This is a genomic window from Pseudomonas sp. TUM25319, from assembly GCF_056388475.1.
On the sequence record NZ_CM150751.1, the window covers coordinates 3,113,175 to 3,135,580 of the forward strand.

The window sequence follows — 22,406 nt, forward strand, 5'->3', positions numbered from 1 at the left end:
TTCACATGGCAATTCCGGTTTACCTCTGGCTCACCAACGATGGTGGCGCAGAACTCAAGGGCTCGGTAGGCGTGCAAGGTCGAGAGGGCAGCATCGAAGTCCTCGCCTACGACCACGGTCTGATCATTCCTACCGACGACAACAGCGGCAAGCTCACGGGTACCCGTATTCACACGCCGTTCCAGTTCACCAAGGAAATCGACGTCAGCAGCCCCTATCTCTACAAGGCGGTGTCCACGGGCCAGACACTCAAGAGCGCACAGTTCAGGTGGTATCACATCGACGATGCCGGGAACGAGGTGGAGTACTACAACCTGCTGCTGGAGAACGTGAAAGTGGTCCACGTCAAATCCGTGATGCATGACGTGAAAGACCCCACCAAGGCCAAGCACAACCACCTGGAGCAAATCCAGTTCCGCTACGAAAAAGCCAAGTGGACCTACGTGAACGGCAACATCGTCCACGAAGATTCCTGGAACGAGCGTTCGGGCAGCTGATGCCCCTGGCCGGCAGACGCGCGCCGTCTGCCGGCCTGCAATGTTTCTCCTGCCGGCCATTGCCCGGACCCCAGCCTCAAGGAAGCCCTCGCATGGCCCAGAATTCCGCTCGTCTGCTCCGCCGTCTCGACCCTTACTGCGCCCAGGCACTGAGTGCTGCCGCTACGCTCTGCCAGAGCCGTGCGCATGCCAGCGTCAGCATCGAGCACTGGCTGCTCAAACTGCTGGAACAGGGCGAAGGTGATCTGACGGTGATCGCCCGCCGCTATCAATGGGACATGGACGCGCTGTGGCGTGGCCTGCTCGATCATCTCGACCGCTTGCCGCGCAGTGTGCAGGACAAGCCGCAGCTATGCGGCCGTTTGCAGCAACTGATCAGCAACGCCTGGTTGCTTGCCTCTCTGGACGAAGACACCGACCGCTTGCGTTCGGCCCATTTGCTGGGCGCCCTGGTGGAAAGCCCGGACCTGCTGCAATGCGACGAAGCCTGGCCGTTGTTGAGTGTCGGGAAAACCCAACTGCAGCGCCTGGCCGGGATACTCGACCAGCATTCCGAGGAGCGCCCGCAGGTGCAGCAAGACCGGGCTTGCGAGCAGCCCTTCACGCCAATGGCTCAGGCTCCGCTGGCGAGCGCTGGTGCTGCGGCATCCGGCCCGCTGGACCGATATACCCACGACCTGACCGGCAAGGCGGCGCAGGGTGCGATCGATCCTGTCTTCGGCCGTGATGACGAAATTCGCCAGGTGATCGACATCCTCAGCCGGCGACGCAAGAACAATCCGATCCTGGTGGGCGAGCCCGGCGTGGGCAAGACCGCCCTCGTGGAAGGACTGGCCCTGCGCATCGTCGAAGGCAACGTACCCGACAGCCTCAAGACCGTTGTGGTGCGCACGCTGGACCTGGGCCTGCTGCAGGCAGGGGCAGGCGTGAAGGGCGAGTTCGAGCAACGCCTGAAGCAGGTCATGGAGGCGGTCCAGCAGGCGCCCCAGCCCATTCTGCTGTTTATCGACGAGGCCCATACCCTGATCGGCGCCGGCAACCAGGCGGGCGGTGCGGATGCTGCCAACCTGCTCAAGCCGGCACTGGCCCGGGGCGAGCTGCGCACCATCGCAGCCACCACCTGGAGCGAGTACAAACAATATTTCGAACGTGACGCGGCACTGGAGCGGCGTTTTCAGCAGGTCAAGGTCGACGAGCCGGATGACGCGGCCGCGTGCCTGATGCTGCGTGGGCTCAAGGCGCGCTATGCCAGCTACCATGGCGTGCATGTCCAGGATGCTGCGGTACAGGCTGCCGTCACCCTGTCGCGGCGCTACCTCACCGGACGACAATTGCCAGACAAGGCCGTGGACCTGCTGGACACGGCCAGCGCCAGGGTGCGCATGGGCCTGGATTGCGAGCCTCAGGTGCTGGTTCGTCTCAAGGCCCGGGAAGCCGCCCTGGTGCTGGAGCGGGAAGCCCTGGAGCAGGATGCGCGCCTGGGTGACCAGACTGTCGCCAGCGCCATTGAGGCGATCCGCTCGCGCAGCGAGGACCTGCATGCGCAACGAATCACGCTGGAGCAGCAGTACCGCCAGGAGCTGGAGCTGAGCCGACAACTGCTCGATGCACGGCAGGCCGAGCCGGTCTGCCCCGACCAGTGCGCGCAACTGCAGCGGCAACTGAGCGAGGTGCAGCAAGAGCGCCCATTGCTGTCGCTGGATGTCGATCCGCGCAGCGTTGCTGAAGTCATTGCAGACTGGACCGGCGTACCGCTGGGCAGCCTGCTCAAGGACGAACAGGCCAGCTTGCTGGCACTGGAGCAACAACTGGGCGAGCGCATCATCGGCCAGGAACACGCCCTGACGGCCCTGGCCCAGCGCCTGCGGGCGTCCGGCGCCGGGCTCAGCGACGAACAGGCCCCGCTGGGCGTATTCCTGCTCGTGGGCAGCAGCGGCGTGGGCAAGACCGAAACCGCGTTGGCACTGGCAGACAGCTTGTTCGGCGGCCAGAAGTCGCTGATTACCCTCAATCTGTCCGAATACCAGGAGGCCCACACCGTCAGCCAGCTCAAAGGCTCGCCGCCGGGCTATGTCGGCTACGGCCAGGGCGGCGTCCTCACCGAAGCCGTACGCCAGCGTCCCTACAGCGTGGTGCTGCTCGATGAAGTGGAAAAGGCTCATCGCGACGTGCTCAACCTGTTCTACCAGGTGTTCGATCGCGGTTTCATGCGCGACGGGGAAGGGCGCGAAATCGATTTTCGCAATACCGTCATCCTGATGACCTCGAACCTCGGCAGCGATCCGCTGCAGACATTGCTGCAAGAGCAGCCCGACGCTCCGGACGCGACCTTGCAGGAACTGCTGTGCCCCCTCCTGCGCGAACATTTCCAGCCCGCGTTGCTGGCACGTTTCCAGACCCTCATCTACCGACCGCTGTCGAGTGATGCCCTCGAACGCATTGTCGGCCTCAAGCTCGACAAGGTAGCCCGGCGCCTGCACCGGCACTACGGACTTGACTGCCACATCGAGCCCTCCCTGAGCCAGGCGCTCGTCGCTGCCTGCCTGCTGCCTGACAGTGGCGCGCGGAATATCGACAGCCTGCTCAATCAACAAATCCTCCCGGTGCTCAGCCAGCACCTGCTGCAGCGTCGGGCCGATCGCCTCGAGATCCGCAGGGTGACCCTGGGGTATGACGACCAGGACGGGGTTGTTCTGGGGTTTGAGTGAATGCGCCCGCAGCAGACAGAACCCGCAGATCGCTTTGCTGGGGGTGTTGTTCAATAGTTGCCGTTGAGGCCAATGCCTATGATCGTGGTTCCGGAACTTTCGTTTGATGAGCAGTTTCAGCTTTCGATCTTCCTGGCATTTGGCCCCTACTCAATAGGTCTTGCGAAATTACCGCGAATCTCCTGGGGTTGGAACTCAACACATTCCGACAAGTCTCCCGAATTTCTGGACTCGGTGCTTTCCGGATTTTTGAACAATCCTGGCGGTGCAAAACACTTGCCGACCTAGGCGGATATATGTTTTTTAAGAGAGCTGTTTTTGTTGCTTCCTTATATTTGCTGGCTTCCAAGGCCAATGCAATGCCGTGGGGTCGAGTAAGTGAGGGGGTGATTGTAGCGGAGGGCGATAGTCCTGCTTTATGCGTGCCGCGATCGGCGTTGGTAGGTCTCTCGGTAGGGGTCGCTTATGTTGCCGATGTAAAGAATCAAATACATTGGATTGCCAGGTCTAAACAAGGTGGTGAACCTGTTTTCTTGCAGCCCGGGCAATGTCTGAAGCATGCCTTTTTTTCTCCAGAGTATGAGAGCGAAAAGCGGGGTGGGTCGTTGAAATTTGGGGCGAAATACGTTTTTAGTCTTGATAGTCTGCACAAGACTAAAACAAGGTCCGAGGTTTTTTCCTATTCTGCCTTTTTTTGTCTTGAACGGAGTTCGAGTGGAGCAGTCACTTATGTGCAAGTCGGGCGGCGCAATGTAGATGCCTGCAAGTGATTTGGTTGTTTGCGTATGTGGAAAGACATTATTGGGCCGAGCTGTCGAGAGTCGGTAGAGGTATGGTGTGGTCTGCCGTACGGGCCATGTGCTTTCGGACTAGCGTCCTATACCTTGTCTTTGCTGTGGCGCTTGCCGGTTTTGATGGGGGGCAAGCTTTTGCTGCGCAACATATTTCATGGAGAGAAAAAGATCACGGCAGAGTAAAACTTACGCTCGTCGATGGGGCATCTTTCGTTCTACCTCTAGACGCTCATGTTGAGGGTATTTACCTCGACGAGCGAAAGCACAAGATCGGGAACTCTGTTTTTCTCTCCATTTTTCAGGTTTCCTCATCTAGTCCAAGCAAACCCATGGGATTGTGTGGATCTGGTAGGGAGGTCCGTTTGCATGTATATGAATTGCGCTCCCATAGCCTTCGGGAAAAGTATGAGGTTTTGGTGGGTAGCTGTATTAATAACATTTCTATCGTTAGCCAGAATAGCGGCAAGGCGGAGCAAGATGGTGACTTTTCATCGGTGGTATGGAGTGAACAGGGATTCACTATTGAATGGTTTAGTAACAGAGACGTCACCGGTCGGCCATTGCAGTCGACAAAATATATATTAAAAAATGGATTTTTTATTCCTCAAGATGTACCGGGGTAAAGCTGCTTGAACAGTTGAGTCGGAATGATGCCCAAGGCGTAGATCATGTCTGGCTGGAGCGGGTTTGGTGATGTTGAGTTCGCAGGCTCAGCAACGCAAGGGATGTCACCCGCTGGGTGGCCGATCCCCCGCATAGCTGCCGGCACCCGATGGGCAGGAGAATGCTGGATGTATTACTCAGCGGTGCGAGGTGAGTGATGTTGCTGATTGCAGGGTGGGTAGTGGCGGGTATGTGGCTGGGAGGCGCATCTCTGCTTTTTTACATGGCACGCTTTGAGTTTGAGTTGATTGTCGACGGCTTCCCTGAAAGTACCTTCGTTTTTTATTATGGCAAGGCCACGCCTACAGCCCCGTTCTCTGTCAAGTGTTCACAAATTGTGAGGTATGCAGGGGTTGTCGCTTGTTCGCGAAAATATGTTGCCAAAGGAGTTCTTGAGTATCAGGAACTAATGGCGTTGCCTCGAATGAGAAGATGGCGCCTGGCTGCCTGTTCATGGCTTTTAATGGGAGCGTGCACACTAACGCTGTTTTTTGCCTGGCTAATTCTTGGTTAGATCGAATATTACGAGGGTTATCGAGGGGTACGCCTGGACGATTGTCAACACAGAGCCGACACACTTTATAGCTGCAAGACCGTTGTTGCTGGAAAAAAGATCTGGCTCGAATTCCAGCTTGTCGATGAGCAAGGCGAGCCTTTGGCCAATATGCCGTATAAGGCGGTCAACGGTGCTACCCGCGCCGGATGCGTGCCTGTTTTTTACCGGGCAAAGTGACGAGCAGGGCGTTACCCGGCTGGACGGATTGCATCCGCTGCTCGTCACCTTGCATCGTTATTATTCGATGTGTGCGGGAAGATCCATAGTGATTTTTAACGGTTTTTTTTGGGGTTGCGCTATGTCTTCTGGATTGAAGTTGTTGCTTGTTTTTGGATATCACTTCCCGCTTTTTTTGGCGATCGGGTTGATTGGTTTTATGGCGCGCTATGACTTTGAGGTTGTGCGCAATAATTTTAAAAAAAGCATTGCGATCGTAGAGTATTCGGAGGGTAGTGAGGATGCTTCATTTTTTCAGAGATTTTCTTTGATGACGATATTTGTAGGGGTAATAGCGACGCCCACTCTGCATATTCGTAGGGGTCATCTTGATCCAGAAGAGATGCATTGTCTGCCTTTGCCGACTCGCAGACGCATGCGGTGGGCGTTTGCTCTAATGATGATGGTTCTGTTCTGGTTGATTTTAGTACTTATCTATTCAAAGTTTATCTATTGAATATTGATTTGGGGTGTGATGTTTTCACCGGAATTTAATGAGGGCAAGAGGATTCTAGATGAATTTCTGGAGCAGGAAAAACCTTTGGCGCTGGAGGGATCAGGTCAGTTGTCCGGTGCCTGGCCATGGCGTCCCCCGGATACTCATCGTCCCCGAAAATTTCGATTTTCTGTAAGAATTTTCCCTAAGTTTATCGGAATGATCTGATTGTTATCCCGAACTCTAGAAAGTTACCCTAGCGATGTTTTATCGTTCGCGTCGAGAAAATAACGCTTCATTCGTGGGGTTAACGGTTAAAGGTGGTTCAAAATATTTCTGACTGTTTCAGGGTTTTTCATCGGTCAGAACTCCTTCTTTCAACTGATAAATCCCTTCCAAAAGTTCAGCGCCACGCACTGCGCTTCTCGTTGCTTTCTATTCCATCGATAAAGTGAGCCAGAACATGTCCAGACCTCGTGGCCGGGTATACACCCCCGAACAGAAAAACCCCTACGAACTCACCATCGGCGACCTCAGCGTACCCCTCGACGTGCTCTCGTTCACCGGCAACGAGTACCTCAGCCAGCCGTTCAGCTACCGCATCCAGTTCACCAGCGCGGTGGAAAAGATCGACTACAGCCGCGGCTTTCGCATGACCCGCGAAGAGTTCGAGGCCCTGGACGAACCGAAGATCTCACCCCTCGACATCGACGCCGCCGCCGTCATCAACCGCCCCGCCAGTTTCGCCTGGTTCGACAAGCCCAAGCCGGTGTACCCCTGGGAAACCGAGCCGGCCAAGCCGGAGCCGCTGCGCCGGGTGTACGGCGTCATCACCGGCTTCCAGCGCCTGAGCGCCTCGCTGGACGAAGCCCGTTACGAAGTCATCCTGCAACCGCGTTTCGCCCGCCTGGACCGGGGGCGCCAGTACCGCATCTACCGCTTCCAGTCGGTGCCGCAAATCGTCGAGCAGATCCTGCGCGAGCGCCACGGCTATCGCGGCCACGATTTCATCTTCGAACTGCAGCGCGAGTACCCGCGCCGCGAGCAGGTGATGCAGTACGGTGAGAGCGACCTGGCCTTCATCAGCCGCCTGCTGGCCGAAGTCGGCATCTGGTACCGCATCGGCGTGGACAAGCGGGTGGGCATCGACGTAGTGCACTTCAACGACTGGCAGAAACACTTCCAGTTCGGCGTCGAGCTGCCGATGCGCCCGCCCGCCGGGCTGCCCGGCGAGCAACGGGCGGTCTGGGACCTGCAGAGCCAGCACACCCTGGTGGAGCGCAGCCTGTTCCTGCGCCGCTACGACTACCGCCAGGCCGGCGCCTGGCTGGAAGACGAGGTCAACCAGGGGCGCATTTCCGCCAACACCTACGGCGAAACCTACGCCTACGCCGAGCCCTATACCCAGCTCGGCAACCGCCATGCGCACAACCACGAGGTCGAATGCGAGAGCGCGCATTTCTTCGCCCGCCTGCGCCGCGAGCGCGACATCAACCAGCGCATCCGCCTGAGCGCCCGCAGCGACAGCCCGACCCTGGAGCCGGCCCAGGTGCTGAAGATCGGCGGCGAGATCCCCCGGGACTTTACCGAGCGCATGCTGATCACCGAGACCACCGTCAAGGGCGGGCGGTCGAGCAACCTGGTCATCGACTTCAAGGGCATCCCGTACTCCGACTTCGTCTGCTTCCGTCCGCCCCTGCTGGCCAAGCCGCAGATAGCCGGCACTATTCCGGCGCGGGTGCGCGCCTTCAAGGCCGGCGCCACCTACAGCCACATCGACAACCAGGGCCGCTACCGCGTGCAGTTCCTGTTCGACCGTGAAAAGCGCGAGCGCGGGCGGGAAAGCATGTTGCTGCGCCTGGCACGGCCGTATGCCGGCAGCCAGTACGGCCTGCACCTGCCGTTGCTGGACGACACCGAAGTGGCGGTGGCCTTCGAGCAGGGCGACCCGGACCGCCCGTACATCGCCCATGCCCTGCACGACAGCCAGAATGTCGACCTCGTCACCATGGACAACGACCAGCGCAACGTCCTGCGCACCCCGGCCAACAACAAGCTGCGCATGGACGACAGCCGCGGCAAGGAGCACGTCAAGCTCAGTACCGATTTTGCTGGCAAGAGCCAGTTGAACCTGGGGCATCTGGTGGATGCGCAGCGCCAGGCGCGGGGCGAAGGGTTCGAGCTGCGCACGGACCATTGGGGTGCGTTGCGGGCGGGGAAGGGGATGTTCATCAGTGCTGATGTGCAGGCCAAGGCGCAGGGGCCGGTGCTGGAGATGGCAAGCGCCGTTGACCGCCTGCAACAGGCCGGCCAGCAACTGGAAAACCTCTCGGCCGACGCACAGGTCAGCCAGGCCGAGCCAGCCGACGTGGCCGCGCAACTGGCGCTGCTCAGGGACGATCTGGAGCAGTTGAAATCCGCCGTGCTGCTGCTCAGCGCGCCGCAGGGCATCGCACTTACAAGCGGCAAACACCTGCAACTGGCGGCACAGGACAACCTGATGCTCAACGCCGGCGGGCATGCCGATGTCAGCGTGATCAAGCGGCTGTTCATCGGCGTGGGTCAGGGCGTGAGCCTGTTCGTGCGCAAGCTCGGCATCAAGCTGATCGCCAACCAGGGCCCGGTGCAGATCCAGGCGCAGAACGACGGTCTTGGCCTGATGGCCCGGCAGGGCCTGGAGATCATCAGCAGCGAGGACGAGATCCGCATCGTCGCCAAGAAGAAGATCACCCTCAACGCCGGCGGCAGCTACATCACGCTGGATCCCTGCCGCATCGAGTCGGGGACGGCTGGTGATTACGACGTCAAGGCAGCGCATGTGGACTTTGCTGGGGGTGTTGGTCAAGAGGTGCCATTGAGGTCAATGCCAATGATCGTGGCTCCAGATCTTTCGTTTGATGAGCAGTTCCAGATTTTCGATTCTGCTGGCAAGTGGCCCTTACCCAATATGCCTTACAAAATCACCGCGATTTCAGGCCGGGTGTGGAGAGGCATAACCGACAGTCAAGGCTTCACCGAACGAGTACAAACCGCGACACCGGAGAAGCTATCTCTGGTCTACGGACAAGAGTTGAAGGAGGAAACACTCTATGACGAACAGGTTCGTCTAATGACAGCCAGTGGAGCAATTGTCAGTAACCTCCCTTACTGTATAAGGACGGCGGACGATGAACTCCATGAGGGCGTGACTGATGAACGAGGTTATACGCAAAGAGTTACGACGCAGCAGCCGATCCGTTTGGAAGCAATTACACTTGAGCCACCTGAGTTGCCATTGCCGATCTGCTGCGCAGCGTCGGCAGTTTCGGAAAGATTGACAATAGAATTGGCGAAAGAAGAAATACATACCAATGATGTAGATATTGGATTGTCAGTAAGGGTTGTAAGACTGCCGGAAGGGAAGTCTAGGGGGTTGACTGAAGGCGAAGTTGAAATGGCGAGGCTTATCTTCGGGGACTCGATTGACTTTAATGGTGTCAGGGTGCATCACGGCGGTTGGTGGGGTTTTTTGGGGATGCAGTTTACCGCCGCCTCGCCTAATGGAAATATGTACTATCCACCCAGTACGGATTACTACAGGGATGATTTCTCTGCAACTGAAGATGATAGGGACAAAGCGCTGTTCATACATGAGATGGTTCATGTATGGCAATACGGTCTGGGGTACGCATTGAAATGGAACGGGCTTCTGGTCTCTCGGAGAGGGGGCGAAGCTTATGAGTACGAGTTGGATGGGCGATCCCTGAATAAATATAACCTGGAGCAGCAGGGTGAAATAATTTCTGACTATTATGTGATTTGTGTGCTTCGTAACCCCTTGGGTGTTTGGAATCCAAGGAATTACGATAAGTCTCCGGAGCTCCTGGCTTCGGTGCTTTCTGACTTTTTGAATAATCCTAGTGATGTTAGGCATTTGCCGCTCTAGAAGGGTATATATTTTGAAAGGGGCTGTTTTTTTAATTTGCTTGTTTTTGCTTCTCCCTAAGGCCAATGCAATGCCGTGGGGTCGGGTAAGTGATGGCATTATTATTACCGACCACAATAGCCCTGCTTTATGCGTGCCGCGATCGGCTTTGACAGGTCTAACGGTGGACATCGCGTACATTGCAGATGCAAGAAATAAAATAAACAAAAACTGGGTTCTTAGAGTTAAACAAGGTGGTAAACCTGTTTTCTTGACGCCCGGGCAATGTCTAAGCTACGCGTTTGTTTCTTCGGAGTACGAAAAGAAAGAATGGGGTGTGTCGTTTGAGCTTGTAAAAAAATACTTTTTTAGTATTGATAGTCTGCAGCAACCCAAAACAAGATCAGAGGTTTTTTCTTATTCTGCTTTTTTTGTCCGAAGAGAAGCTCGAGTGGGCGGATAACTTATATGCAGGTCGGGCGGCGCAATGTAGATACCTGTGAGTGATTCTGATCGTTTGTGCATGTGAAAAGAAAATTCCTATCAGTAATTATTGGAGGGTTTAATGCAGCGGGTTCTAGGTTCTCTCAATAGTAATGCTGTGCCAGGAAGTGTCACGAAAGTGGTTTCTACTGCGAATGGGAATACTTGGGTTCGTCCGACTGATCAAGCAGAGTTCTTGATTTCCGATGCGGCAGAGTTTCCAGAAATCATCTTTGAATTCAATTCGCTGGATCCTGGTCCATATCAATGGTCATGGGTCATCGAATGGGATGCAAAAGTCAGTGGACTGCGTGAGCGAGAGAGAAAAGGCGAGGTATTGAGATCTTTTCGTGAGTCAGGATCATTCAAGAGTAATGAAAAGGTTTGGGTTGTTAATCTGTTAGACAAAGTTCTGGGTGGAACGCTTGTTGTCACTGTGACAGTTGGGGGACACGTTCTAAGTCGGTCGGTAGTGATCAAAGGCGTTAATCCGGATAAGGAAAGCATCGCTACCTATGTCTCAACCTTGGAAGATATGACCGGTTTCGAGAAACTACTAGAGCAAGAAACTCGCAGCAAACACTTCATAAACTTTGATGGTCTTCCCATTATGGCATTCGATCAGGGCTTTGGTATGACGCAAATGACAAACCCAGCACCTGACTATGAACAGGCTTGGAACTGGAAGGCCAATATTTTAGCAGGGTCGGCCATTTATAAGGAAAAGGTTCTTGCTGCAAAAAAATTCCTTGGAAGTTCTGGTAGGACTTACACAGAAGAACAATTGCAATACGAAATATTTAGTCGCTGGAATGGAGGTACTTACCATGAGTGGGATGAGGGGGAGTTGGCATGGGTGAGAAAGAAAAATGTGTTATGTGACTCTGCTACCGGGAATATAGGTTGGGTGACGGATGACGAGAAAAACAAAAACAAGACAGAGGCCGAGTTACATGAGCGCGATAAAGATACCTACAAGAAGGGTAGCGGTGGGCAGACTGCTGAGCATCGGTGGAGGTATGTTGGGGTCTGTTATGCGGACCATGTTCTTGCGGATTAGCGCCCTATACGTTATTTCTGCTGTGGTGATAGGTGACTTTGATGGGCATCGCGCTTTTGCTATGCAATATATTTCATGGGATGAAAAAGATTACGGAAGATTAAGTTTTTCTCTCGTCGATGGGGAGTCTATCGCTCTACCACTAGGCGCTCACGTAGAGGGCGTTTACGTCGATGAGCGAAAACACAAGATTGGAAATTCTGTTTTTCTCTCTGTTTTTCAAGTATCTCAGTCTAATCCAAGCAAACCAATGGGGTTGTGTGGAGCTGGCAGGGAGGTCCGTTTGCATGTGTATGAATTACGTTCCCACATGCTTCTGGAAAAGTGTGAGGTGTTGGTGAGTAGTTGTATTAATAGTATTTCTGTCGTTAGCGAAAATAGTGGAAAAGCGGGGCAGGAAGGTGATTTCTCATCGGTGAAGTGGAATGAGTCGGGGTTTACTATTGACTGGTTTAGCAACAAAGACGTCGCTGGGCGGCCATTGAGTTCAACAGAGTATACATTAAGAAATGGGGTTTTTATTCCTGAGAATGTTCCGAGTTGAAACTGCTTTGGTAGTCGAGCAGGGATAATTCCAAAGGTGCAGATCATGTCTGTCGACTTTGGTTTTGATCGGGCTTTTCGCTTGTTTGGCAATGAAGGGTCGGGAGTAATTATGCCGGTTAAATTTGATAATGTCGCCCCCGAAGCGGCGGCTCCTCAAGCCCCTAGAATATGGCTTTGGCTGGCTTTGTTGGTTCTTTTCCTGATTTTGGGTGTCGCCAGCGCGTCGCTATTTAGTACCTCTGTATTGCAGGTACAGTCTCTACAACTTTGGACAGATGTTTTTGGTTTACCGTTGGTTCTATGGATTTCATTGGGAGTCGGTAGAGCACTGATTTACATCGGACAGCTGCGCGCTGCTGAGGGGTGGAATCAAGCGAGGTCAGAGGATGTCCGTCGAAAGGAATGCTTGGGCCGACGTTCGTTTCTGGTATTCGCCAGCAGTACCTACACTGCCTTAAGGAGGCACAATGAATCATCTTCGAAACAGCTTCACTCGATTCTGGATGGCGGCAGGGTAATCAAGACACAGCCTTGCAGGTTGCAAAAGCGCCCCGCGAGACACAGTCAATTGCCCAATGAAAACGTCGACCCCGAGCTGTTGCTGATGGAACTCTTGATGGCGGTCCTCAAGGATCTTTCGAGGGTTTTGAATGAGCTGCCTGTTGATACACCAGTCGCCTTTCTGTTCGAGACCGACAGTGGGCTTTCCGAGTCTTCATTGCGCAGGGCATGGCGTGAAGCGTGGCGCAGATCTGGAATTCGTCAGTCGATGGAGCCTGTTCCTGGCAACGGGCTAGCAGCGCTGGATAACTGGTTGGACCAGCGATCCAATGATTCTGCTTTGCTGTTGGTGCTCGCTTTCCAGTTTGCCCTGCAAGATCCAAACGAGACTGCCGAGAGCGTAGTGGGTTTGCTGCTGGGCAATCCTGGTCAGCAAGTGCACTTATCTCCTCGTGCCAACTTGCATCGACCTGAGCAAGCGCTTGGAACGAGCCCCGACGCCTTGATCAGTGCGGCGCACTTCGCCTTGGATTGGGCATCAATGGAGGTCGAAAGTACCAAAGGAATTTGGCAGGTGGGTATTAGTCCGCCACAAAAGGCTGCGCTCTCAATGGCTATCAACAAATTTTCTGTATCGAACCTGGCTTTTCGACGTGTGCATGATCTGGATCGCGTGCTTGGGCTTCCTGGAAGGACGTCTGCTTGGCTAGCCATCTCGCTGGCAGTTGAAGTTATTCAATTGGGGCATGGATCACAAATCATCTTCAGCGGCGCAGCGCCTGGAAACAATGAACTTTGGAGTGTTGCTGTGACCCCAGCCTCCTCAGCCTGACGTAGGACCTGTATATGCAGTATCGATTTTTCAAAATGACCGGAATGGTTGTGGGAGGCGTGTTATTAGTATGCCTGCTCTTAGCCGGTATAGTTTGGTTTTACCCAGACCGATTAAACATGAGCTCCGCTCACCGTCAGCAGTTTTTGGGACTGGCGGCGGTTTGTGTCGGTGTTTTCGGCATCTTTCTGCTATTACTCGGGTATCAAGCATGGGCAAGTAAGCTGGGACGCTCTTTTTACAATGATCGAATCGAGGCGCATCCGGTTGAGGGCGCTTTCGCTGGTGTCGAAGTTAGACCGGTGCGGAATGCAATTAGGGATAGTCTTCGCGACCTCTACGGCCCCCTCTGGCGCCGCAAGACCCGCCTCCTGCTCCTCACCGGCGAACCCGCCGAAGTCGAAGCCATCGCTCCCGGCCTCACCCAGCAACGCTGGCTGGTCGGCGAGCGCACCGTGCTGTTCTGGGCTGGCAGCCTGCACCAGGACACCGACCCCGCCGACCTCCAGCTCTGGCGCAGCCTCAGCCGCTGGCGCGGGTTCGATGGCCTGGTCTGGGCACTGACGGGGGCACAGAGCCTCGACGAGTCGGCGATGGGCATGGCGCAAGGGCGCCTGCGCGAGCTGGCCCGGGACCTGCGCTGGCAGTTGCCGTTGTATGTCTGGCACGTCTGCGACAGCGGCTGGCCGCAACCGGGCCGGGAGTCGGAGCCGGTGGGGTGCCTGCTGCCGGCCAAGGCCTCGGCGGCGGACCTCGAACACGAGCTGACGGCACTGCTGGAACCGCTGCGGGTGCGGGGCATGGAGCAGATCAACGGCAATATGTACCACGACTTTCTCTTTCGCCTGTCCCGCGACCTGCAGGCCGGCGGTATCGCCCGCTGGTGCTCGCAACTGGCGCCGTGGCTGACGCAGTCCGTGCCTGGCGTGCCGTTGCGCGGCCTGTGGTTCAGCCTCGCGTTTGCTCCCCGCGACAATGAGCGCCTGGGCCATCACTGGCTGGCCGACAAGGCCTGGCAGGACGTCATCGACGACCGTACCCGCAGCCGCCGCGTCGGCTGGCCGGCACCACGGATCGCCTACGCCGCGCTGCTGGGCGGGGCGCTGCTGTGGAGCGTCGGCATGGCGCTGTCGTTCAACCACAACCGCTCGCAGATCACCCAGGTGCAGGCGGCGCTTTCGACCTTGCAGCAGGCCGGGCAGGGCGATGCGCAGGTGCTGGCGCTGTACGAACTGGTGAGCGAGCTGTCGCGCCTGGATTACCGGGCCCGCGAAGGCGCGCCCTGGTACCAGCGCTTCGGCCTGAACCACAACGATGAATTGCTCGCCGCGCTGTGGCCACGCTATGTCGAGGCCCACGCCCGCCTGCTGCGCGACCCCGCCGAGGCGCGCCTGCGCGCCGAGCTGGACGCCCTGGTCAGGCTGGCGCCGGACAGCCCCGAGCGCACCCGCCGCGCCAGCGTGGCCTACGACCGGCTCAAGGCCTGGCTGATGATGGCCCGCCCGGAAAAGGCCGATGCGGCGTTCCTGGTACGGGTGATGGGCGAACTGGAACCGCAACGCGCCGGCATCTCCCAGGGCGTGTGGCGCGAGCTGACGCCGCGGCTGTGGCAGTTCTACGGCGAGCACCTGGAAGCGCACCCGGCGGTGAGCCTCGACCCGCTGCTGCTTGGCCAGGTGCGCAAGGTGCTGATCGCCCAGCTGGGCCAGCGCAACGCCGACGCCAGCCTGTACCGCCAGGTGCTCGACAGCGCCGCCAGCCATTACCCCGACCTGACCCTGGCGCAGATGCTCGGCGACACCGACGGCAGCCTGTTCGACACCGCCCGCAGCGTGCCCGGCGTGTTCACCCGCCAGGCCTGGGAGGGCCAGGTGCGCGAGGCCATCGAACGCATCGCCGAGGCGCGCCGCGAGGAAATCGACTGGGTGCTCAGCGACACCCACCACGACATCGCCGACGACCTGGCCCCGGACGTCTTGCGCGAGCGCCTGACCGCCCGCTATTTCCAGGACTACAGCGACGCCTGGCTGGGCTTTCTCAACAGCCTGCGCTGGCAGCGCGCCGGCAGCCTGAGCGAAGCCATCGACCAGTTGACCCTGATGAGCGACGTGCGCCAGTCGCCGCTGATCGCCCTGATGGACACCCTGGCCTGGCAGGGCCGCGCCGGCAGCCGGCAACAGGCGCTGGCCGACTCGCTGCTGCAGTCGGCGCAGCAATTGATCGGCCAGGACAAGGCGCCACTGGTGGGGCAACTGGCTGCGCACCTGGAAAACCCGCTGGACGAAACCTTCGGCCCGCTGCTGGCAGTGCTGGGCAAGGAGCCGCAATCCCAGAACCCGAGCCTGGGCGACGACGAACGCCTGAGCCTGCAAGCCTTTCTCACCCGGGTCACCCGCGTGCGCCTGAAGCTGCAACAGATCAGCAACGCCGCCGACCCGCAGGCCATGACCCAGGCCCTGGCGCAGACGGTGTTTCGCGGCAACAACGTTGACCTGGCCGACACCCGCGCCTACGGCAGCCTGCTGGCGGCGAGCCTGGGCGCGGAGTGGGGCGCGGTGGGCGAGACGTTGTTCGTGCAGCCGCTGGACGAAGCCTGGCAACGGGTGCTGCAACCGTCGGCGGCGAGCCTCAACCGCCAGTGGCAGCGGGCGGTGGTGGACGAGTGGCAGCGGGCGTTCGTCGGTCGCTATCCGTTTGCCTCCACCGACAGCGAGGCGTCGCTGCCGATGCTGGGGCAGATGATCCGCGCCGACGCCGGGCGCATCGACCGCTTCCTGCACAGCCAGTTGGGCGGGGTGTTGCGCAAGGAAGGCAGCCGCTGGGTGGCGGATCCGCAGCACAGCCAGGGGCTGCGCTTCAATCCGAAGTTCCTCGAGGCGGTCAACCAGCTGGGCCATCTGGCCGACGTGCTCTACACCGACGGCGGCATGGGCCTGAGTTTCGAACTGCGCGGCAAGCCGGTGCGCAACATCGCCGAGACGGTGTTCATCCTCGACGGCGAGAAACACCAATACTTCAACCAGCGCGAGCGCTGGCAGCGCTTCACCTGGCCGGGCGGCAGCGACCATCCGGGGGCACGGGTGAGCTGGACCAGCGTGGTCACGGCCGAGCGGCTGTACGGTGACTACCAGGGCACCTGGGGCCTGATCCGCCTGCTGGAAAATGCCCAGGTGACCTTGCTGGACGACGGTAATAGCCGCTACCACCTGGAGCTGCCGGCACCGGATGGACTGAAGCTGACCTGGCACCTGCGCACGGAGCTGGGGGAAGGGCCGCTGGCGTTGTTGAGGTTGCGGGGGTTCGAGTTGCCGAAGCAGATTTTCCTGGATGAGAGGGCAGATGCGGAAACTACTTCCCAATCTTTGTAGGAGTATTCCTAAATTAGTTTGGAATTATCCCAAGTATTATCTGAATGGTAGAACTGCGGGCCGATAACATTTACTGTTCTTCGCGCGAAAAATATCAAGACTATCAAACCACATCAGGCGACGCGTCTAATGCGCATGTCGCCTCGATGGTTATCGCTTGTGATCGGGTTGGAAAAACAATGAAATTCCTTGCAGTCATAAAATATCTGTTCCTGCTGGTGGGTGGCTTGTTGCTGCTCGGTGCAGTTGCGTCGTACCAGAGCGCCAATCGTTTCCTGGAAGAGGCCGTCAGTGCCACCGGCGTCGTCGTTGCCCTCGAGGAGCAGCGCGGCGATGGGACCGTCAGCTATCACCCGGTAGTCGTCTTCCTGGGCGAGAGCAAAAAAACTGTCCGCTTCACTTCCAGCGTGGGCAGTTCGCCCGCTGCGTACCGAAAAGCTGAACAAGTCCCGGTTCTGTACCTGCCGGGCCAGCCGGAAGATGCCCGCATAGACCGTTTCTTCGAGCACTGGGGCGCCAGCCTCATCATGTCGATCCTCGGGGCGCCGTTCTTCCTGATCGGTCTGTCGATTGTGTTGTTCGGCATGCGCAAGAAACGCAAGCAGGACTATCTGCAGAAACACGGTATGCCGGTAATGGCCGAGTTTCAGGAGGTAGAGCGTAATCACAGTCTTTCGGTCAACGGAAAGAATCCCTACATTATCGTGTGTCACTGGCTGAATCCGCAGACCTCCGAGATTCATGTTTTCGAAAGTGAGAATATCTGGTTCGACCCTTCCCGTTATATGGGTGAAGACAAGATTCGGGTGCTTGTCGACAAGGGCAACTACGGGAAATATCACGTAGATATTTCCTTCTTGCCAAAAGTTGCGAGCTGACATGGCCGGAATCTTTTGACCATGACCTTGCCCGCCCTTGTCAGCCATTGCCTTGCCGATCGCGACCCGCTGGAGTTTGCCCGCGAGCAGGCGCGTTGTCGGGAGTCCTGGTTGCTGCCCATCGACGGTGAATCGCCCGTGGGAGAGGAGCCAACCTACAACGATGATTTCCAGTTCATGCGCGAGGAGGTCAACAAGCTTTCCGGAGCGGACCCCGCTCAGGTAGCCCGTCTGGCCGAGGGGCTGTTGAAGGGACGGTGCAAGGATCTGCGCGTCGCCACCTATTACCTCTGGGCGCGCTTGCAGATGGACGGCGAGCTGGGGCTGGCGGACGGCCTCAACCTGCTGGCGGCCCTGCTGGACCGCTTTCCCGAACAGGTGCTCCCGAGCCGCCCCAACAGCCGCCGCCTGGCACTGGAGTGGCTGGCCACCGCCAAGGTGCTCGATGGTTTGTCGCGGTATCCGGCGGTGGTCAAGGCCGAAGCGGAGCGCACCGTGGCGGCCCTTGCCTGGCTGGAGCAGGGCGTGCAGCGCTGGCCTGCCGAGCAGCGCCCGCAACTGGGGCCGCTGTATTCGGCCTTGGCGGCACGTCTGGCCCAGTCCGGTGGCGTGGAAGCGGTAGTGCCGCAGAACAGCGCCCCTCAGGTGGCACCCGGCCTGGAGCAGACCGCCATGCCGATCGCGCCGAAATCGGGCCGCGACCTGCTGGACAGTGGGCGGCTCCTGGCGGCCTGGCTGCGCGAGCAACCGCAAGGCTGGCTGTCGGCCCATCGGCTGATGCGCAGCCTGCGCTGGGACACCCTGCATGACGTGCCACCGCATAATGCCCAGGGCTGTACCCGTCTGTCGTCACCGCGCAGCACCCTGGCCAGCCAGTTGCAGCGCCTCCATGTACAGCAACGCTGGGAGGAACTGCTGGAGCAGGCCGAGCATGCCTTCGCCGAAGGGGTGAACCACTATTGGCTCGACTTGCATTGGTACGTGCACCAGGCCCTGGGCAAGTTGCCCGAACCGCAGCGTGGCTGGGCGACGGTGGTTGCACAAGACCTGGGCGCGCTTCTCGAACGGCTCCCGGGGCTGGAGGCCCTGTGCTGGGACGACGGTACGCCGCTCGCCAGCGAAGCCACGCGCGAATGGATCGCTCGCGAGGTGTCTGCCCATCAGACGCTGGGATGGCTGGCTGCGCCGACTACGGTCAGTCCGTCCATCGATGGCGACATCCTGGCGCTGGAAGGCGAGGCGCTGGCCCAGGCGGACGGCAAGGGTGTGGACGCGGCCATGGACTGGTTGGCGGCAAGGCCCGAGGGACGTACCGGTCGCCAGCGCTGGTTGCTGCGCTTGCTCATGGCCCGGGTTGCCGAGCAATACGGCAAGACCGACCTGGCGTTGCATCTGCTGAGTGACCTGGACGCCACCGGCGAACGCCACGCCCTGGCCGGATGGGAGCCCGAACTGCAGTTCGAGATCAAGGCCCGGCTGCTGAAGTCGTTGCGGGTCAGGTCGCAGCGGGGTGATGCCGACCGGGTTGCCCTTGCGCGGCAGATGGAAACCCTGCTGGCGGCCCTGGTGGCCATCGACCCGGTACGGGCCGCAGTGCTCTGCGGCTGACCCTCACTGATACGGAGCTGTTCTGGAGCATGGACAATCTGACCCTGCATTATTTCGACGCCGAAATGCGCTACCTGCGCGAGGCCGGCAAGGAGTTCGCACAAGCGTTCCCCGATCGTGCTGCCCATCTCAACCTGGACAAGGCCGGTGCTCGCGATCCTTTTGTCGAGCGACTGTTCGAAGGTTTCGCATTCCTGATGGGCCGCCTGCGCGAGAAGCTCGACGACGACCTGCCGGAGCTCACCGAAGGCCTCGTCAGCCTGCTTTGGCCCCATTACCTGCGAACCATTCCTTCGCTGTCTATCGTCGAGTTGACGCCGGACATGACGGGCAAGCAACCTGGCAAGGTCGTGGCCAGAGGGTTCGAAGTGCTGTCGCAGCCCATAGGCCCGCAGCAGACCCGTTGCAGCTACACCACCACACGCGATCTGGTGCTGGCGCCACTGACGCTCAGCTCGGTACGGCTCGCCCGCCAGGCCGATGGCCGAACGCTGCTGCGCCTGCGCTTCGACTGCACCACCGCATTGCAGAGTGCGAACGACCTGCGGTGTCTGTCGCTGTATGTCAATGGCGAACCGGCGATGACCAGCGCCTTGCACCAGGCCCTGACGCTCAATACCGCCGCACTCTACCTGCGGCTGCCCGGCGGCGGTGAGCGGCGTCGTTTCGACGGCCACTTCGCTCCGGGTGGTTTCGCCCCGCAGGACTGCCTGTGGCCCAAGGGCGACAGCGCGTTCAGCGGCTACCAGTTGTTGCTGGAATATTTCACCTTCCGCGAAAAGTTCATGTTCGTTGAATTGCACGGTCTGGAGCGTCTTGCAATCAATGCGGATACGCCGTGGTTCGAGGTGGAGGCAGTGCTTCACGAGCCCTGGCCGCACTCGGTCGAGCCGGAAACCGAGAATATTCGGCTCAACGCCGTTCCGGTGATCAACCTGTTTGCCCTGGAGGCCGACCCGCTGCAGCCCGACCCGTTGCAGTCCGAGTACCTGTTGCGCCCCATGCGCTTGCAGGATGGGCATACGGAAATCTACTCGGTAGACAATGTCTCGTCGGCGACCGATGGCGCTGCGCTGCACTATGTGCCATTCAGCAGCTTCCGCCACAAGGGCGGCATGCTGCGCGACGAGGCGCCGGAGCGCTATTTTCACACCCGGCTCAAGCGTGGCCCCAACGGTTTGCACGACACCTGGCTGATTCTCGGCGGTGAAGGTTTCGAACGAGAGGACCGCCTTGGAGCCAGAAGTCTTTCCTTGTCCCTGACCGGCACCAATGGTCAGTTGCCGCGCAAGGCGCTGCAGAGCACGGTACTCGACGGTTTCGGCCAGTCCGCCGGTGAAGGCCTGAAAGTGCGCAACCTGTGTGCGCCGACCTTGCCCTGCTACCCGCCCGACAACGACCGCTTCCACTGGCGCGTGCTCAGTCACCTGGGCTCCAACTTTCTGCCGATGCTCGATAGCGCCGAAGTGCTGCGTGGCACCCTGGCGCTGTACGACTGGAGCGGCAGTGAACTGAACCGGCGCCGGCTGGCGGCCATTGCCGAGGTCCGTCATCACCTGATCCAGCGCTTCGAGAAAGGCTTCCTGCTGCGGGGTGTCGACATCGAGGTGACGCTGGATGCCAGCGGCTTCTGCGGCGAGGGTGACATCGCCCTGTTCGGAGAAATGCTCAACCGCTTCTTCGGCCTGTATGCCGACATCCACTTGTTCAACCAGCTCACGCTGATCCTGCAACCGACCGGGAAAACCTTGCGATGGAACGAGAACCACAATCAGCGCATTCCCGGCTGATCGAGACCGGCGTGCTGCAAGCACTGCAAAAACGAGTGGCCGAAGCCGGGCTGCATCGCTTTTGCCAATTGCTGGAGCGGGCGCTGCCAGGGCACCCGCCTTTGGGCAGCAGCACTCATCCTGGGGACGACCCGGTGCGTTTTCGTCCCGACCCCGGCATGGGCTTTCCGGCGGGAGAACTGCGTGCCATCGAGATCGACCCGGACGACCCCCAGCGCCCAGCCACGGTACGCACCCGGGTGCTGGGGCTTTACGGCGTCGATTCGCCGATGCCCAGCGCCTACCTGGACGACATCACCCAGCGCCGCGAAGGGCATGAAGCACTGGAAGCCTTTCTCGACATCTTCAATCACCGGGTCTTCACCCAGTTCTACCGGATCTGGCGCAAATATTCCTACCCGGCGACGTTCGAGGCCGGTGGCCGGGACGAGACATCGCAATGCCTGCTGGGGCTGATCGGCCTGGGTATTCCGGGTACGGCCGAGCAGATCGCCACGCCGGTGTCGCGCTTCCTGGCGCTACTCAGTGTGATGCGCCTGCCGACACGCAATGCCGAAGGCGTGAGCGCGTTGGTCAGCTTGCTGGCGCCTGGCACTCGCGTTCGCATCACGGCGCACTGGCCTCGTCAGGTCCGTCTGCCGTATCCCGCGTGCCTGGGGCCGCAGGGTAATGCGCGGCTGGATCGAGGCATGCCGCTGGGGCCGGTCGGCCATGACGCCAATAGCGAGATGTGCCTGTTGCTGTCTACCGACGACCCCGATGAAGCCCGGGGGTGGTTGCCGGGCGCCGCGCTGCACCGTGATTTGCTGGTGCTGCTGCGGGTCTACCTGGGCTGGCGGTGTACCGCGCGCCTGAAATTGTCGCTGGCACGCGCCTGCCTGCCGGTGCCGACCGCCGGGGGTGGTGCCTTGCTGGGCATGACCGCCGTGTTCGGCGGCGGCCTCGACGACGCGCCGGGAGCGGCGCGAATCACCATCAATCTGGGTCGCTATCACGGTCTGACCCGCAATTCGCAGCACAGAGAGGCACAACATGTGGCGTACCGTTTCTAGAACATCGGGTGTAGTGGCGTTGACCGCCGTGCTGGGTGGTTGCGGCCTGGTTCAGAGCATCAGCGATGAGACGCGCAGCACCGCCCACACCCTCTTTTACAAGCAAGTGAAAACCCTGCATCTGGACCTCCGCGGGCGGGCGGCGATGAACAATGACCTGCAGGAAATGAGCGGCCTGTCGGTGCCTACCCTGGTCCGGGTCTACCAGCTACGTGAGCGCAAGTCCCTGGACAAGGCCAGTTACGAGGAACTGCTGGTGGACAGCCAGGGCACGCTCGGCGCCGACCTGCTCGAGCATCGCTCGCTGATGCTGATGCCGGGGCAGGGCGTGCAGTTCAACCAGCCTATGCACCAGGACGCCCGCTACGTGGCCGTCATCGCCCTGTTCCGGCACCCGGAAGCCGAGGCCAACACCTGGCGCCAGGTGCTGGACCGCCAGGACCTCGATCCTGATCGGGCAAGGACGCTCGAACTGGGCGACAACCATCTGACCTTGCGTCCGTTGGCGGAGTGA

The 22,406-nt window shown here is 59.0% G+C and carries 16 protein-coding genes; all 16 read left to right on the forward strand.

The window, feature by feature from the left end:
- The first annotated feature begins 5 nt into the window (after positions 1 to 5).
- Complete coding sequence (locus tag AC05QJ_RS14595; RefSeq protein ID WP_476747527.1) at positions 6 to 497, forward strand: Hcp family type VI secretion system effector; 492 nt, start codon at positions 6 to 8, stop codon at positions 495 to 497.
- A gap of 92 nt (positions 498 to 589) precedes the next feature.
- On the forward strand, positions 590 to 3,205 hold the full coding sequence (gene tssH, locus AC05QJ_RS14600) for a type VI secretion system ATPase TssH (RefSeq protein WP_476747528.1): 2,616 nt from the start codon (positions 590 to 592) through the stop codon (positions 3,203 to 3,205).
- An 895-nt stretch (positions 3,206 to 4,100) separates the two neighbouring features.
- Positions 4,101 to 4,622 carry a hypothetical protein gene (locus tag AC05QJ_RS14605; RefSeq protein ID WP_476747529.1) on the forward strand — a complete coding sequence of 174 codons (522 nt, stop codon included), beginning with the start codon at positions 4,101 to 4,103 and terminating at the stop codon, positions 4,620 to 4,622.
- A 197-nt stretch (positions 4,623 to 4,819) separates the two neighbouring features.
- Positions 4,820 to 5,176, forward strand: a complete 357-nt coding sequence (locus AC05QJ_RS14610; protein ID WP_476747530.1) for a hypothetical protein — start codon at positions 4,820 to 4,822, stop codon at positions 5,174 to 5,176.
- Between the two features lie 172 nt (positions 5,177 to 5,348).
- Positions 5,349 to 5,891, forward strand: a complete 543-nt coding sequence (locus AC05QJ_RS14615) for a hypothetical protein (RefSeq protein WP_476747531.1) — start codon at positions 5,349 to 5,351, stop codon at positions 5,889 to 5,891.
- Between the two features lie 442 nt (positions 5,892 to 6,333).
- Positions 6,334 to 9,795, forward strand: a complete 3,462-nt coding sequence (locus AC05QJ_RS14620) for a type VI secretion system Vgr family protein (RefSeq protein WP_476747532.1) — start codon at positions 6,334 to 6,336, stop codon at positions 9,793 to 9,795.
- Positions 9,796 to 9,808: 13 nt separating this feature from the next.
- The gene (locus AC05QJ_RS14625; RefSeq protein ID WP_476747533.1) at positions 9,809 to 10,237 is read left to right on the forward strand and encodes a hypothetical protein; all 429 of its coding nucleotides are present in this window, start codon (positions 9,809 to 9,811) and stop codon (positions 10,235 to 10,237) included.
- A 102-nt stretch (positions 10,238 to 10,339) separates the two neighbouring features.
- Entirely contained in the window at positions 10,340 to 11,317 is a 978-nt protein-coding gene (locus AC05QJ_RS14630; protein ID WP_476747534.1) for a hypothetical protein, read from the forward strand.
- Entirely contained in the window at positions 11,307 to 11,861 is a 555-nt protein-coding gene (locus tag AC05QJ_RS14635; RefSeq protein WP_476747535.1) for a hypothetical protein, read from the forward strand. The genes AC05QJ_RS14630 and AC05QJ_RS14635 overlap by 11 nt, the downstream gene beginning before the upstream one ends.
- Positions 11,862 to 11,906: 45 nt before the next feature.
- A complete protein-coding gene (locus AC05QJ_RS14640; RefSeq protein ID WP_476747536.1) occupies positions 11,907 to 13,196 on the forward strand; it encodes a hypothetical protein in 1,290 nt (429 codons plus the stop codon).
- 14 nt (positions 13,197 to 13,210) lie between these two features.
- The gene (locus tag AC05QJ_RS14645) at positions 13,211 to 16,564 is read left to right on the forward strand and encodes an ImcF-related family protein (RefSeq protein ID WP_476747537.1); all 3,354 of its coding nucleotides are present in this window, start codon (positions 13,211 to 13,213) and stop codon (positions 16,562 to 16,564) included.
- Positions 16,565 to 16,608: 44 nt separating this feature from the next.
- The gene (locus AC05QJ_RS14650) at positions 16,609 to 17,442 is read left to right on the forward strand and encodes a DUF3592 domain-containing protein (protein ID WP_476747538.1); all 834 of its coding nucleotides are present in this window, start codon (positions 16,609 to 16,611) and stop codon (positions 17,440 to 17,442) included.
- A 21-nt stretch (positions 17,443 to 17,463) separates the two neighbouring features.
- On the forward strand, positions 17,464 to 19,050 hold the full coding sequence (tssA, locus tag AC05QJ_RS14655; RefSeq protein WP_476747539.1) for a type VI secretion system protein TssA: 1,587 nt from the start codon (positions 17,464 to 17,466) through the stop codon (positions 19,048 to 19,050).
- Between the two features lie 29 nt (positions 19,051 to 19,079).
- Positions 19,080 to 20,840 (forward strand): type VI secretion system baseplate subunit TssF, encoded by a 1,761-nt coding sequence (gene tssF / locus AC05QJ_RS14660; protein ID WP_476747540.1) that lies wholly within the window; start codon positions 19,080 to 19,082, stop codon positions 20,838 to 20,840.
- Positions 20,804 to 21,892, forward strand: a complete 1,089-nt coding sequence (gene tssG / locus AC05QJ_RS14665; RefSeq protein ID WP_476747541.1) for a type VI secretion system baseplate subunit TssG — start codon at positions 20,804 to 20,806, stop codon at positions 21,890 to 21,892. The genes tssF and tssG overlap by 37 nt, the downstream gene beginning before the upstream one ends.
- Positions 21,873 to 22,406 carry a type VI secretion system lipoprotein TssJ gene (gene tssJ / locus AC05QJ_RS14670; RefSeq protein ID WP_476747542.1) on the forward strand — a complete coding sequence of 178 codons (534 nt, stop codon included), beginning with the start codon at positions 21,873 to 21,875 and terminating at the stop codon, positions 22,404 to 22,406. The genes tssG and tssJ overlap by 20 nt, the downstream gene beginning before the upstream one ends.